This window comes from Flavobacterium enshiense, assembly GCF_022836875.1.
GTDB lineage: Bacteria > Bacteroidota > Bacteroidia > Flavobacteriales > Flavobacteriaceae > Flavobacterium > Flavobacterium enshiense_A.
In genome coordinates, this window is the sequence record NZ_CP090376.1 from 2,183,151 (window position 1) to 2,196,793 (window position 13,643).

Annotated in this window: 14 protein-coding genes and 3 tRNA genes; 5 read left to right on the top strand and 12 right to left on the bottom strand. The window is 34.2% G+C overall.

Going from position 1 to position 13,643, the window contains the following annotated elements; translation table 11 throughout:
- Nucleotides 1-48: 48 nt before the first annotated feature.
- Together LZF87_RS09680 and LZF87_RS09685 are read right to left on the bottom strand one after the other, a co-directional pair.
- Nucleotides 49-603 (bottom strand): hypothetical protein, encoded by a 555-nt coding sequence (locus LZF87_RS09680; RefSeq protein ID WP_244338723.1) that lies wholly within the window; start codon nt 601-603, stop codon nt 49-51.
- A gap of 126 nt (nt 604-729) precedes the next feature.
- On the bottom strand, nt 730-2,373 hold the full coding sequence (locus tag LZF87_RS09685) for an acyl-CoA carboxylase subunit beta (RefSeq protein ID WP_244338724.1): 1,644 nt from the start codon (nt 2,371-2,373) through the stop codon (nt 730-732).
- A gap of 180 nt (nt 2,374-2,553) precedes the next feature.
- On the opposite strand from LZF87_RS09685, the gene LZF87_RS09690 reads away from it, so the two are divergent.
- Entirely contained in the window at nt 2,554-3,198 is a 645-nt protein-coding gene (locus tag LZF87_RS09690; protein WP_035629852.1) for a DUF47 domain-containing protein, read from the top strand.
- Between the two features lie 24 nt (nt 3,199-3,222).
- A complete protein-coding gene (locus LZF87_RS09695) occupies nt 3,223-4,530 on the top strand; it encodes an inorganic phosphate transporter (protein ID WP_244338725.1) in 1,308 nt (435 codons plus the stop codon).
- A gap of 48 nt (nt 4,531-4,578) precedes the next feature.
- Here LZF87_RS09695 and LZF87_RS09700 read toward each other — a convergent pair whose 3' ends face one another.
- Both LZF87_RS09700 and LZF87_RS09705 read right to left on the bottom strand, forming a co-directional pair.
- The gene (locus tag LZF87_RS09700; protein ID WP_244338726.1) at nt 4,579-5,340 is read right to left on the bottom strand and encodes a C40 family peptidase; all 762 of its coding nucleotides are present in this window, start codon (nt 5,338-5,340) and stop codon (nt 4,579-4,581) included.
- Nucleotides 5,341-5,433: 93 nt separating this feature from the next.
- On the bottom strand, nt 5,434-6,612 hold the full coding sequence (locus tag LZF87_RS09705; protein WP_244343816.1) for an acetyl-CoA C-acyltransferase: 1,179 nt from the start codon (nt 6,610-6,612) through the stop codon (nt 5,434-5,436).
- 277 nt (nt 6,613-6,889) lie between these two features.
- Between LZF87_RS09705 and LZF87_RS09710 the strand changes: the two genes are divergently transcribed.
- From LZF87_RS09710 to LZF87_RS09720, 3 genes are all read left to right on the top strand, one after another.
- Nucleotides 6,890-6,973, top strand: a tRNA-Ser gene (locus LZF87_RS09710).
- 13 nt (nt 6,974-6,986) lie between these two features.
- Nucleotides 6,987-7,061, top strand: a tRNA-Pro gene (locus LZF87_RS09715).
- A 42-nt stretch (nt 7,062-7,103) separates the two neighbouring features.
- Nucleotides 7,104-7,177: transfer RNA gene (locus tag LZF87_RS09720), tRNA-Arg, on the top strand.
- Between the two features lie 402 nt (nt 7,178-7,579).
- Here LZF87_RS09720 and LZF87_RS09725 read toward each other — a convergent pair.
- The 8 genes from LZF87_RS09725 to LZF87_RS09760 all read right to left on the bottom strand — a co-directional run bounded on the left by LZF87_RS09725 (nt 7,580) and on the right by LZF87_RS09760 (nt 13,496).
- Nucleotides 7,580-8,008 (bottom strand): hypothetical protein, encoded by a 429-nt coding sequence (locus LZF87_RS09725; RefSeq protein WP_244338727.1) that lies wholly within the window; start codon nt 8,006-8,008, stop codon nt 7,580-7,582.
- Nucleotides 8,009-8,239: 231 nt separating this feature from the next.
- Complete coding sequence (locus tag LZF87_RS09730; protein ID WP_244338728.1) at nt 8,240-8,959, bottom strand: hypothetical protein; 720 nt, start codon at nt 8,957-8,959, stop codon at nt 8,240-8,242.
- A gap of 32 nt (nt 8,960-8,991) precedes the next feature.
- The gene (locus LZF87_RS09735) at nt 8,992-9,276 is read right to left on the bottom strand and encodes a helix-turn-helix domain-containing protein (protein ID WP_244338729.1); all 285 of its coding nucleotides are present in this window, start codon (nt 9,274-9,276) and stop codon (nt 8,992-8,994) included.
- 4 nt (nt 9,277-9,280) lie between these two features.
- Nucleotides 9,281-9,562: a helix-turn-helix domain-containing protein gene (locus tag LZF87_RS09740; protein ID WP_244338730.1), complete on the bottom strand. Its 282-nt coding sequence runs from the start codon at nt 9,560-9,562 to the stop codon at nt 9,281-9,283.
- A gap of 71 nt (nt 9,563-9,633) precedes the next feature.
- Entirely contained in the window at nt 9,634-10,593 is a 960-nt protein-coding gene (locus LZF87_RS09745) for a hypothetical protein (protein ID WP_244338731.1), read from the bottom strand.
- A gap of 483 nt (nt 10,594-11,076) precedes the next feature.
- Entirely contained in the window at nt 11,077-11,412 is a 336-nt protein-coding gene (locus tag LZF87_RS09750; protein ID WP_244338732.1) for an SdpI family protein, read from the bottom strand.
- Nucleotides 11,413-11,598: 186 nt separating this feature from the next.
- Complete coding sequence (locus tag LZF87_RS09755) at nt 11,599-12,384, bottom strand: hypothetical protein (protein ID WP_244338733.1); 786 nt, start codon at nt 12,382-12,384, stop codon at nt 11,599-11,601.
- Nucleotides 12,385-13,097: 713 nt separating this feature from the next.
- Nucleotides 13,098-13,496 carry a hypothetical protein gene (locus LZF87_RS09760; protein WP_244338734.1) on the bottom strand — a complete coding sequence of 133 codons (399 nt, stop codon included), beginning with the start codon at nt 13,494-13,496 and terminating at the stop codon, nt 13,098-13,100.
- Nucleotides 13,497-13,643 lie beyond the last annotated feature (147 nt).

Sequence of the window (13,643 nt, forward strand, 5' to 3'; positions counted from 1 at the left end):
TAAAAACTCGTGTATAAGCTTGTAAGACAAATTTTAATCACTGAAATGTTATTCGCAACTGTATTTGTCTACTTCATTTGAAAAAGCGTTGAAAACGATGGGGTTAAAGTATCCGATATTTGTGAAATAGATTCCTTTGCTATTGATTGTAACAATGACTGCGTCAAATTTTCTATTGAAATCTTTTAAAAACAGATTGAAGAAGTAATTTGAAGTATCATCTATCCAAATTTTATCGGCTTCTATGAATTCGGGTTTGATATATAGTATTGGCTTATAAACGGCGGTAACATTGTGGCTATGATCAAAAGTAAAATACATTTTGTCGACTATTCTGTTTTTTAGGTTTTTGCATTCTATTTCATGATTGGAATAGTAGAAGTGCAATGTTTTAACCGAATCAAGATTGATATTCAATTTATGAAGAAATTGTTTCAGATCTTTTAGTACCACTTTTCCCAGACAACCTGGTGTCAATTTATCATGATCATTCGGAAATGCATCTTTAAGGGTTACATCTTGAGTGTTTTTATAATTTGCGGGTTGAGATTTTACAATTTGTGATGTAATAAAAAAAAGAAGGAGTGTTATAAATTTTATCATACATGATTTTTTTGGTCACCAAATTATTTTTTGGGCTAATGTATAAATAAAAATTTCATTACATAAAAAAAACCTGACAAAAATAAATTCGTCAGGCTAATAATTAGATTATTATAATTTAAGTATTTACACTTGGATAACACCTAAATTAAATGGTTTTTCAATAGGAGCGTGGTTAGCAGCCTCGATTCCCATTGAAATCCATTTTCTTGTATCCAATGGATCAATGATGGCGTCGGTCCACAAACGAGAAGCTGCATAATATGGAGAAACCTGCTCGTCGTATCGCGATTTTATTTTATTGAATAACTCGGCTTCCACTTCCGGAGTAATTTCTTCTCCTCTTGCTTTCATTGCAGATTCTTCAATCTGTAAAAGTACTTTTGCTGCCTGAGCACCACCCATTACGGCTAATTCGGCACTTGGCCAGGCAAAGATTAAACGAGGGTCGTATGCTTTACCACACATAGCATAATTTCCTGCTCCGTAAGAGTTTCCAACTACAACAGTAAATTTCGGCACAACTGAATTGGCTACAGCATTTACCATTTTAGCTCCGTCTTTAATGATTCCTCCGTGTTCTGATTTTGAACCCACCATGAAACCGGTTACATCGTGAACGAATACCAACGGAATTTTCTTTTGGTTACAGTTAGCAATAAAACGTGTTGCTTTATCTGCTGAGTCAGAATAAATTACGCCTCCAAACTGCATTTCACTTGGTTTGGTTTTTGCTCCGGTTGTCTTTACGATTTTACGCTGGTTGGCTACAATTCCGACTGCCCAGCCGTCAATACGTGCATAAGCAGTGATGATGGATTGACCGTAACCGGCTTTGTATTCATCTACTTCAGAATTATCAACCAAACGCTTGATGATTTCCATCATGTCGTACTGTTCCGCTCTCGATTTTGGAAGAAGTCCGAAGATTTCATTTTCGTCCAATGCTGGTTTTTCAGCTTTTACTCTGTTGAATCCAGCTTTATCATAATCACCGATTTTTCCAACGATGTTTCTGATGGTATCTAAAGCGTCTTTATCATCTTTAGCTTTATAATCTGTTACACCGGAAATTTCGCAGTGTGTTGTTGCTCCTCCAAGTGTTTCATTGTCGATAGTTTCGCCAATAGCGGCTTTCACCAAATAACTTCCGGCAAGGAAAATACTTCCAGTTTTATCTACGATTAGTGCTTCATCACTCATAATAGGTAGGTAAGCACCTCCGGCAACGCAACTTCCCATAACGGCTGCGATCTGAGTTATTCCCATACTGCTCATGATAGCGTTATTGCGGAAAATACGTCCGAAATGTTCTTTATCAGGGAAAATTTCATCCTGCAACGGAAGGTAAACTCCTGCACTGTCAACAAGGTATATAATTGGAAGTTTATTTTCCATCGCTATTTCCTGTGCACGTAAGTTCTTTTTAGCTGTGATAGGGAACCAGGCTCCGGCTTTTACAGTAGCATCATTGGCTACAACCACACATTGCTTTCCGTTCACATAGCCAATCTTAATAACAACACCTCCGGATGGACAGCCTCCATGTTCTTTGTACATACCTTCGCCTACAAATGCTCCGATTTCTATGTTTTTGGCGCCTTTGTCTAATAAATATTCGATACGTTCGCGGGCAGTCATTTTTCCTTCGCCATGGAGTTTAGCGATGCGCTTTTCTCCGCCGCCGAGTTTTACTTTGGCTAAACGTTGTTTTAAATCGGAAAGTAAAAGTTTGTTGTGATCTTCGTTTTTGTTGAAGTTAATATCCATTGTGCTTTTATTTTATTAGCTGTAAAGATGTAATTTTGGTTGGCTAAAATACGAAACTTTTTATTCTGAAATACAATCATTTCCCATACTTTTCTGACGCTCATATTAATTACGAATTAACGTTGACTTAACGTTAACTTAACATTGGATAGATACTTTTGCACCCAAAATTAATATAAGATGTCAATAAACAGTATTTTCCAATTTTTGGTACCAAAAGACAAAAAGTTCTTCCCTTTATTTGAGCAAGCTGCAAATAACTTAACCTTATTGGCAGAGACTTTGCACGAAGCTGTAAATGCTCCTAAGAATGAAAGAGAGAGTTATTATAAGAAAATTGAGGAGTTAGAGGCTAATATAGAAGAGATTACTCATAAGACTCATTTGGAATTAAGCAGAAACTTTATTACACCGTTTGACAGAGAAGATATCCACGCCTTAATTAAAGCGATTGACGATGTAGCGGATTATATGCATGAAGGTGGAAGCAGAATGCGCTTGTATCAGGTGGAGAAAATCACCAAATCTATTCGTAAGCTGACAGAAATCAATCTTGAGGCTTGTAAGTTAATCAGTAAGGCGGTTCATGAATTGAGAGATTTGAAAAATCTTAAGTCAATTACTGATGCTTGTAAACGTATCAACAAATTAGAAAGTAAAGCAGACAGCGTTTTCGATAAAGCCGTAGCGGATATTTTTGAAAACGAAACAGATGCGAAAAACGTTATTAAATACAAAGAAGTTCTTTCTTCGTTAGAAACGGCTACTGATAAGTGTAAAGGCGTTGCGAATGTTTTAGAATCAATTGTTGTTAAGCATTCTTAATTCTTTTTCAATCAGAAAGTATTTATGGATTTTACACTATTAATAATAATCATTGTATTAGCGCTGATTTTTGACTATATCAATGGTTTTCACGATGCGGCGAACTCGATTGCGACTATTGTTGCGACTAAAGTGCTTACGCCTTTTCAGGCTGTATTTTGGGCTGCATTTTTTAATTTCCTGGCTTATTGGGTTTTTGGTTTTGGAGTTGCTGATACAGTAGCTAAAACAGCTCACACCGGAAGTATTAATTTAACGGTGATTTTGGCAGGGATTATTGCTGCAATTATCTGGAACTTATTGACCTGGTGGAAAGGAATCCCGTCTTCATCTTCTCATACGCTTATCGGAGGTTTTGCGGGTGCTGCCATCGCGCACGGATTATCATCAGTTACTGATCCTGAGCATGCAGGTTTTAAAATTGTTAACTGGTTTAAAGCAGCCAAAGAAGGGGAGTTGCTGCCTACAGGGGTTTTCATAGTAATACTTTTTATTGTTTTTGCTCCGTTGTTAGGTATGATAATTTCTTATTTTATATCACTATGGATGATGTATGCTTCTAAGAAAAGTATTTATCCGAAGATTGTAACCGTTTTAATAATGTTGCTGGGAGTTTTGTTCCTGTCTTCTGTTCTGCATCCTTATGAAAAAATAGAAAAACCAAGATTTGATAGTCATTTTTGGAGTGTCGTAGCAGAACCTCATAATATAAAATTCCTGTTGGTAGGCTTTATCTTTTTTAGCTTGTCTATTTTCAACTTGATTTTTAGTTATTTTTCTGTAGCGAAATCTGAAGCTATCCTTAAAAAGATGCAGTTGTTATCATCAGCAGCTTTCAGTTTGGGGCACGGAGGTAACGACTCTCAGAAAGTAATGGGTATCATCGCAGCTGCAGTTGCGGTTTATGCCAATGCAAACCCGAATATTGATTTGTCTGCGGGTTGGTTTGATTTAAATGTTGATATTGATAAAGGAACAATGCCGGGTTGGATTCCAATAACCTGTTATACTGTAATTGGTTTAGGTACTTTAAGTGGTGGATGGAAAATTGTAAAAACAATGGGGTCTAAAATCACGAAAGTAACTGCTTTTGAGGGTGTTGTAGCGGAATCAGCAGGTGCACTGACATTATTCATGACGGAACACTTTAAAATTCCGGTTTCGACAACTCATACCATTACAGGTTCAATTATCGGGGTAGGTTTAACAAAAAGGGTTTCTGCTGTTCGTTGGGGTGTAACCGTTAGCTTGTTATGGGCTTGGATATTAACCATTCCTGTTTCAGCGGTTATTGCAGCTATCACTTATTATTTGTTAAGCGCAATATTATAATAATCATATAAAAGGATATAAAAAAACCACGCAAATAGCGTGGTTTTTTTATATGATTTTTTTAATGACCCGGAGTTTGTGAGTGTGTCTTCCGGTATCAATATTGTAAATTCCTAGATGATCCAATCGGTCAATGCGTACTTTTCCGTGTGCGTGAATAATGTAATTGTCGTCCATTATCAGGCCCACATGTGTAATTCGTCCTTCTTCGTTATCAAAAAAGGCTAAATCACCCGGTTCGCTTTCTTCTATGAAACTCAATGCTTCTCCTTGTGTAGCTTGTTGTGAGGCATCGCGAAGTAAGGAGTAACCATTCAGTTTATAAACCATTTGGGTGAACCCGGAACAGTCAATACCGAAAGGCGTTTTTCCTCCCCACAAATAAGGGGCATTCAAATACATGAATGCGGTTTTTATTAGCTCTGATTTTGGCTTAATACCACAAGCTTTCATTCCTTCAAAAGAAAATTGTGAAGTATTGATTTCCTGGTTGTCTAAAAAAGACAGTGAACTTCCAATTGGAATAGGTAATAAGGAATTGTTGTGTGTTGTGATATATTCTATCAGGTCAGCATTCAATATGGATGCCGAATTAGAAAGATAAGCATAATTCGCTTCAGAAATTATCTGAAATTGTTTGTTGTCAATCCAGCCTTCGTAACTATCAAAAGCTAATTGAATTCGGGACCATTTGTCCGTTTGTTCTAAAATTTTGAAATGTTCGCCAAAGAGTACCTGAGAAACTAATTCGCTTCTATCGCTTGGTTCTGCGCGTAATGGAACTATGGCTAAATTACAAATAGCAAACATTTAAGGAAATTATGAGTTAATAAATTATGAGTTATAAGTTGAACTCAAATAAGTTCAAAACCTATAACCCATAATTCTTAAATTTATAAGTGATTAAGCTCTTTCGATAACAATTGCTGAAGCACCACCACCGCCATTACAGATAGCAGCAGCTCCGATTTTAGCATTGTTTTGTTCTAGGACATTGATTAACGTAACCACGATTCTAGCTCCGGAACATCCTAGAGGGTGACCTAAAGAAACAGCACCACCGTTTACGTTTACTTTATCGTTGTCTAAGCCTAGGATTTTCGCATTAGCTAATCCAACTACTGAGAAAGCCTCATTGAATTCGAAGAAATCAACATCAGAAACTGAAAGACCAGCTTTGTCTAATGCTTTTGGTAATGCTTTAGCAGGGGCAGTTGTAAACCATTTTGGTTCTTGTGCAGCATCTGCGTAAGATTTGATGTAAGCCAATGGTTTTAATCCCATTGCAATTGCTTTTTCTTCACTCATTAAAACTACAGCAGCAGCACCATCATTGATGGTTGAAGCGTTAGCAGCTGTAACCGTTCCATCTTTTGTAAATACAGCGTTTAAGGTTGGGATTTTGTCCAATTTCACGTTTGAATATTCTTCGTCTTTAGCGAAAACGATTGGATCTCCTTTTCTTTGAGGAATTGACACAGGAACAACCTCATTATTGAATTTACCTGCTTCCCAAGCCTTTGCAGAACGCTCATAAGATTGAATTGCGAACGCATCCTGCTCTTCACGTGAAATTTTATATTCGGTTGCGCATAAGTCGGCAGAAACACCCATAGCTGTGTGCTCGTATGCGTCTGTTAAACCGTCTTTCTGCATTCCGTCCACAAGAGTTGTAGGTCCGAATTTTGCTCCGTTTCTCATGTGTACGTAGTGAGGAATCAAGCTCATGTTTTCCATACCACCTGCAACGATTACTTCAGCATCTCCGGCCATGATAGCCTGAGCACCTTGCATAATCGCTTTCATTCCTGAAGCACATACTTTATTTACAGTAGTACAAGCTACTGTGTTAGGTAATCCTGCATAAATAGCTGCCTGACGGGCTGGAGCCTGACCAACACCGGCTTGAACTACATTACCCATTATTACTTCTTCTACTAAATTCGGATCTAAATTGATTTTATTTAAAGCACCTTTAATTGCTGTTGCACCTAATTGTGGAGCTGTAACGGTTGATAAACTACCCATGAAACTTCCTATTGGAGTTCTTACAGCTGATACAATAACTACTTTTTTATTCATGATATTATGTTGTTTATTCATTCAAGATGCGAATTTAACCAAAATTGTCCATATAACTAAATTTGAATCTAAAAATATGAGGTTTTCCAGTTAAAGGGCTAATTTGAGGTTAGAGCTTTAAAAATGTCAATTTTTTTATATTTCTATTAGACTGACAATGAAACAGTTTTAAAATTTCTTTCGAAAAATTGAAAAAAAACTCAAGAAATAGTTGCAGAAACAATATCGTTAACATACATTTGCAACCGCAAAATAAGGATAAGTTCTTTGCAAAACAGGAGAGGTGCCGGAGTGGTAACGGAGCAGATTGCTAATCTGTCGACGGGTAACCGTCGCCAGGGTTCGAGTCCCTGTCTCTCCGCTTTTTTTTTGCACGGGGTGTAGCGTAGCCCGGTCATCGCGCCTGGTTTGGGACCAGGAGGTCGCAGGTTCGAATCCTGCCACCCCGACAATATTTTCAGTATTTCCAATACAACTGAAAAAAGACTTAAGGTCCCGTAGCTCAGCTGGATAGAGCAACTGCCTTCTAAGCAGTAGGTCTCAGGTTCGAATCCTGACGGGATCACATTGAAAAACCGTAATTAGCTTGTTTTAAGGTTGTTACGGTTTTGTTGTTTTTAAATCTGTACGATTTTTGTACGGTCAATTATATTTCAACATAAAAAACACCAATTACTAAACAAAAATATTTTTTTTAAAACTTAATTTCAGGCATTAGACACACTGAAAATAAGTTATTTTTTTTAAAACCAAAAAATTTTATCTTTTAAAAGGTAATTGCCTTATATACTAGCTCTTTCATTTTATTTCCTATACATTACTACTATTTTGAAACTAACGTAACGTTTTTTAATTATAAAATTAGTTCGAATAACTAAAAAAAGAGAGCCAAAAACAACTCTCCTTTCTCACTTATATATTTAATAAAAGCTTACTTTACCAAAATTAGAATAAACTCGTTAACTATCTAAATATTGTCAATAAGAGGGTTAAAGCCAAATACGGGGGTAATTCCAATCAAATTGACGTCTGACTTAACTGAAGCTTTCCAACCTTCCATTTCCATCATTGTTTTAATTGCATTGATTTTGTCACTGTCCCTTTTGCCATTCATAGCAATATCTTGTAATTTTCTTAGTGCGTCCTCTTTTGTCATTAGAGCCATTTTAAGGCGTTGTTTTGTATGGGAGGCAATCTTAACCATCAATTCATTTTGAATCGTTTTTTGTTGAGCTGAAAGCCTTCCAGATGCTTCTTGAACATATCTATAAAACGTGCGATATGAAACATGCCAATTTTGCCCGTTTTTGTCAAAAATTTCTTTTGGCTCTGTGTGTGCGCTCATTAAACACATTATATCATTGATTATCATCTCTCTCTTCGCTTTAGTTGCCATGATTTCAAGCATTTAAAACACAAATTTAGTGAAAAAGACAATTTTATCCTATACTATGATAATATACTTTTGGGAAACGTTTTGTATACCCCTATAATCCAAATTAATTTTTACTTTTTCATGAAAAATTCAAAAAAGATATTTGGTTTTATAATGCGCTTTATTTTATTATTTGGAGTCCCATTTTTCTGTTTTAAATATATTTTGTTTCCCCTTATATATCCCTTTCCTTTATGTTTTCAATTTAGTACGCTTTGTAAAGAAAAAAAGAGGACAAATAGTATCAATTAACTGCAAACGATATTCGTGATTGTGATAAACAATTTTATTAGGCATATCATTATACTGCAGCGCACGTTCGACTAGGATTTTATTTGAGATAGGCTCGCTGAAGTTCTTTTTGACTTTGATATACTTTTCTGCTACTGCCGCGTTTTTCAAACGAGAAGCTGCGGCTTGTGAAATACCAAAAATCTTTTTGATACCAATAACAGAAACAGGAGCAAATTGTTGTTTATAGTTATATGTTAAAGAAAGAGAATGATAGGTACTCCCTTTTATCGGTACGCTTCTCTTTCTTTTAACATTTCTCCAATAAACCTTATGGAGATAACCATATACAACGGCTCCTGTAACTGCCTGTATTTTATAATAGTTTGAGAAATCAATTCGGAAAGCTAAACGAGATTTCCAATTTTGCATTTCCCTAATCGTATCAAATGATTGTAATAAGTAGAATCCGGTTTTAGAATTATACCTTAAAAAGCCTAATTCCAAGAGGAACTTTATATATCTAACTGATGTTTTTCGCAGTTTTATCTGCTCAACAAACTCAATGAATTTCAAATCAGCATTGTCAAGTCCAACTTTCCCATCTCGATACATTAATTTGAGTAAAAGAAAGAACCTTAATTCATTTTGATAACCCTGTTTTTGAGCATCAATAAACATTTCTATAGGAACCGATATATGAGTATCGATAGCTATTTTTTTTTAGAACCACTATAATTAGTATCGATTAGCTTTGCTACATCCCTCATTTTATAATAGATCTTCCCTCTAATCTGACTATATAGGATTAAACCTTGCTCTCTCCAATTTTTAGCAGTACCCGAACTTATACCCATAAGCTTTTGAAATTCTTCATTACTAATAAACTTATCATCGGTATTAGCTGGTTGTATTTTGGAAACAATATTTGTTAATTCCTCTAGTCGGCTTTCGATATTCTTCAAACTTTCCTGAAAAGGATGGTTTATACTTTTCATAGCCCTATTTTTTTAACGGTTTTAAACAATCTAGTAGCTCCGCTTTTTTGTAGTATCTGCGGTTTCCAATTCCATAAGCTGTAACAATCCCTCGACGCGTCCAATGCCATAACGTTACGCCGTGGATATGTAGAAATTCGCACGCTTGTTCTCTTGTTAACAGTTCATCAGGATCGTGAGTATTTAAACTCTTTTTGAAGTCTTCCAGTTGATTTTTTACGCCCTCTTTGATTAGTTCGACTAATGCTTCGGGACTTACATTTTGTAGTAAAATGGAATTTGTCATTTGGCATATATTTTATATTTATAAACCAAAGTTCCATTAATTATTGGTGTTTTAAAAGCACGTTTTTGTGCTTAAATCGTGCTTTTTGTGTGCTCTGCGGTTAATCTTTTTTTTATTGAATTGTATAACGTTGTTTTTTTATTCTGCCCAGCTTGTCTGCTATCTATTTTCTCAATGACGACATTATAAGGTTCATTTTCTAAAAAATCTATAAATTCACTATTCGTACAAATAATAAAGCCATCCTTTTGCATTGCGTAAAATAGAAAACTAAAATGAGCTAAGTGTGTTGTTTCAGTCTTGTAATAATCAAACATTTTATTAAACAAAGTAAAACTTAAATCATCTTTAAATATTTTTGGGTAATTGTTTTTTACTACTTCAACGGATTTACTCGTTTCTGGCTGCGGAGGTTGTTCACTGTCGTTCTTATTTAACTGCTGTAAAAGATTAATTTCATCAATATTGATGGAATTTTCCAAAGTATTTAAAACCTCATCAAAATCAATTTTTAAAGGACTATTTTCTATATCAATAAAAAATTTATCCCTAAAAATAATCTTTATTTCATTGAATAATGGAATACAGTAATTTTTAATTTTAATTGCTAAAATAGGATTACCGTCACCAATATTGTAGAGAATATTTTGCTTAAATTCTGTAATGGTTTTAAGACCATTTAAAACATCTATTTTGCTCAAATTAATGTCGTTTATAATAGTTTCATCAGTACCGTCGTATTTATTAATAGCAATAAATAATTGAACTAAATCTACCATTAAAGTGGAAAGTATAGCATTATAGAACTTTAATAGCTCTAGGCAGTCTTTAAAATTGTTATTTGAAATTAAACGGTCATCGTTTTTATTTCTAAAGCTATTAATGATGTCATTATAGTAATGAGGGTTTTTATCACCATCGTTATCTTTTGAATTGATAACTCTATTAAAATATGTAGAAAAAAGAGATTTTTTATATTCAGCAATTATTTCTGCTACGGTTTGTTGGGGTTCGTTAAATTTTTCAACCATGATTATTTTTTTTAATGTAATAGGCTTAGAATATATACCTAAAATTAGAAATTAATTTTAAATTTAAAAATGGTTTCCTATTTCTGCCTAATCCTTATTACTTTAAAACAATATAAAAAGATAGCTTTTGTGGTGTTTATAATAATATAATTCACAAAAAAAATGCTCCCAAGTTTGAGAGCGTTTTTTATTAAAAATAAGTCGAAAAACCAAACTGAATACCCGCTGTTTTGGAAGGATCATTTCAAAAAATATCTGTTTCCCAAATATTGGGATAGTTAAATCGGAAAACGGTTTGAGATGATGGCCTGAAGCTTATTCCTGGACTAATAGCCACTACAGCATGGATGTTTTTTCCAGTTTTGTTGAAAATATCAACGTTATAGTCGGTATATTCGGTTCTGAAAGCCAAATTCAGTGTGCTGTTTTCTCAACTTAATACATTACCCCTTATACACAAGCCCCACCTTCACAAAACCGCTGTTAGCAGATGTGGCTTTTCATTTTTCTCATTTTTTTTTCATCGTTTTTCAATTTTTTCTCCACAAGATAATAGACTAAAACCAAACCGATGATAAAAAATATTAAAATTGGTATTCTGGTATTTAACTCCCCGTTGTCAAAAACTAAAGATAATGTTGTCATAAATGCATAAAGTACTATCGAATAGCTTGAAGCATACTTATTTGCAACTTTCCAATGTTCCAAACTTTTTTTAGCGCTTCCTAACTGATAACCGTATAAATAATTCGGTTTTTTTGGAGGAAACAGTTTCAAACAAACATTAAATAATAATAAGATTGTTAAAAGTAACGTCATAGACTTTTTTTTGATTTAGGTATTATTCACAATGTTGGTGGCCATTTCTGCTAACGTCCCGTGGCTTGGCGTCTGTTGCGGCTTCGGAGATATTTATTTGATGCTAAGATAAACGTTTTATGAAAATAAAACGTGATTTTATTACAGTGGGAGCAATAGCGCCAAACCACTGTTAGCGGTTCGGGCTTAATTTTTATCTAACTCTTCTTTATATTTTTCATTTTGATTCACCGTTTCTTCAATTTCTTGTAGTGAGCGATAATCAATTGGAAAAGGAAGATGCGTTGGATGATTTAAAAGTGTATAATTAACAACTCCTTTATAGTCAGCGTCAATATTTTTAAAGTGTGTTATTTCTGTTAACGGAAATGAATTTTCCGAATTAATACTTAAAACAAATCCTAAGGGAGGAAAAGCTAATTCATTAACTAAGCCATAAATATTTGTATACATTGTTGTCAATTTACGAATTTTCCCTGCATGGTTTAAATACATAAATACTCTGAATTTATCTGGTAGGTTTTGCTCTTTTGGATTTTTAATAAAATTTAACAATTCTGGTTCATCGTCTGTGAATTCAGGTTCATTCATGCAAATAAACATAGCCAATGCTTGCTTCAACAATCTTAATGGGGAAATATCAACTGTGGAAAATATTGCTTTTTCAAAGTTTTTATCTTGAAATATAATCTTTCCAATTTGTGCCATTTTAAAATAATCTGGCACATAATTTTGTCCTAAAAAACTATTGCAGTTTCTACATAAACAATAATCACCAATTCCTCCTTGTTGTATTTTAGTTGTGGGCTTGTAATCTTCCCGATGTGCATTCTGCACGTATTCCAAAAAAGGAACACTACGGAATTTGGTATATTTATTAAAAGCCGCTTTCGGCGGAATATGTTCAAAACTCAATTCAGTTTTCTTTTTGCAAATTCTGCATATTCCAATTTGCATTTTTCTACGAGACATAGACAAAAGTTGTTTTAATAAAGTTGGTAAAGCCTGACCGTTAACGTCCCGCCGGCTTTAAGAAGTTGGGATTTTTGTTCCCAAACCATTCCGTTAAGACTGAAGTCAAATATACAAAAAGACCGTTTCATTAAGCCCTAAAACCCCAATTTCTTAAAACCGCTGCTATGACTAGTTTTTTAATTTTATTTTTGAACTATAAAAGCTGTAATAGATTAAAATTAAAATCATTCCAATAAAACCAACTTCTTGTAAATCTGATTTTGGATTGTTTAAGAAAGCAAAGAATAAAAATGTAAAAAATAAAATTAGTAAGACTTCTAGGTTAGCTTTTCGATTTTTTAGCATAAAAATCAAATTCATTAATGCAACAAAAATAAGTGTAATACAAAATATCATTATCCACGTAAATAAATGCCACATATCACCTCTCTCTTTATAATTTGGCATAAAGACTATTTCCGAGGAGTACTTTATCAAGATTAAAATGAGTGATAGCACATATATAATTTTCGCTTTCATTTAAAATAAATTATTGCCTCAATTTCTTTAGCTGGGTTTTTCAATAAAATTAGTCATAACGTCCCGCCGGCTTTAAGAAGTTGGGGATTTTTATTCCTGGACCATTCCATTAGGACTGAAGTTAAATATACAAAAAGACCATTCCATTATACACTAAACCCCCAATTTCTTAAAACCGCTGTTAGCAGCATTTACTCTTTCTTCAGACACATATCGGCCGGTGGAAATTCTCTTCCTTCTGGGTTTTCTGAATTGTATAAAGTCGCCTTGAATGCATAACAATCACCGTCAATTGAAGTGATTGTTGCAATAATCTTGTCACCCTTCTTAAAAACCCCATCTCCATTTTTTGCGTTATCAAACGTTAACTCATATGTGCAGTCACTTGTCCATTTTATTTTCCAAGTGATTTCCATATTATTTTTTTTGTAGAAACTTGTTTGAGTCTTTTTTGTACGGACTGAATAACCATAGTCTGGAGCTTGTTTTGTATAAAATGTACCTGTTTTAAATTTTTTGCAGTCCAATGTCTGCGAGTTACTTACAAAGGTTATAAATAGTCCTGCTATGATTGTCAATATAGTTTTCATTGTTTGGTTTTTTGTAATTACTGCTAACGTCCCACCGGCTTTAAGAAGTGGCGGATTTTTATTACTGATGTTTACAAATATACCGAAAAGTTTGAAAGAAAAAGCCTCACTTCGGAGAAGAAAAATATTCACAGACCATTACCGATA

Bases quoted from the DNA above. Each gene is read 5' to 3' on its own strand.
- LZF87_RS09680 (WP_244338723.1), bottom strand. From the start codon at position 603: ATGATAAAATTTATAACACTCCTTCTTTTTTTTATTACATCACAAATT.
- LZF87_RS09685 (WP_244338724.1), bottom strand. From the start codon at position 2,373: ATGGATATTAACTTCAACAAAAACGAAGATCACAACAAACTTTTACTT.
- LZF87_RS09690 (WP_035629852.1), top strand. From the start codon at position 2,554: ATGTCAATAAACAGTATTTTCCAATTTTTGGTACCAAAAGACAAAAAG.
- LZF87_RS09695 (WP_244338725.1), top strand. From the start codon at position 3,223: ATGGATTTTACACTATTAATAATAATCATTGTATTAGCGCTGATTTTT.
- LZF87_RS09700 (WP_244338726.1), bottom strand. From the start codon at position 5,340: ATGTTTGCTATTTGTAATTTAGCCATAGTTCCATTACGCGCAGAACCA.
- LZF87_RS09705 (WP_244343816.1), bottom strand. From the start codon at position 6,612: ATGAATAAAAAAGTAGTTATTGTATCAGCTGTAAGAACTCCAATAGGA.
- LZF87_RS09725 (WP_244338727.1), bottom strand. From the start codon at position 8,008: ATGGCAACTAAAGCGAAGAGAGAGATGATAATCAATGATATAATGTGT.
- LZF87_RS09730 (WP_244338728.1), bottom strand. From the start codon at position 8,959: ATGTTTATTGATGCTCAAAAACAGGGTTATCAAAATGAATTAAGGTTC.
- LZF87_RS09735 (WP_244338729.1), bottom strand. From the start codon at position 9,276: ATGAAAAGTATAAACCATCCTTTTCAGGAAAGTTTGAAGAATATCGAA.
- LZF87_RS09740 (WP_244338730.1), bottom strand. From the start codon at position 9,562: ATGACAAATTCCATTTTACTACAAAATGTAAGTCCCGAAGCATTAGTC.
- LZF87_RS09745 (WP_244338731.1), bottom strand. From the start codon at position 10,593: ATGGTTGAAAAATTTAACGAACCCCAACAAACCGTAGCAGAAATAATT.
- LZF87_RS09750 (WP_244338732.1), bottom strand. From the start codon at position 11,412: ATGACGTTACTTTTAACAATCTTATTATTATTTAATGTTTGTTTGAAA.
- LZF87_RS09755 (WP_244338733.1), bottom strand. From the start codon at position 12,384: ATGTCTCGTAGAAAAATGCAAATTGGAATATGCAGAATTTGCAAAAAG.
- LZF87_RS09760 (WP_244338734.1), bottom strand. From the start codon at position 13,496: ATGAAAACTATATTGACAATCATAGCAGGACTATTTATAACCTTTGTA.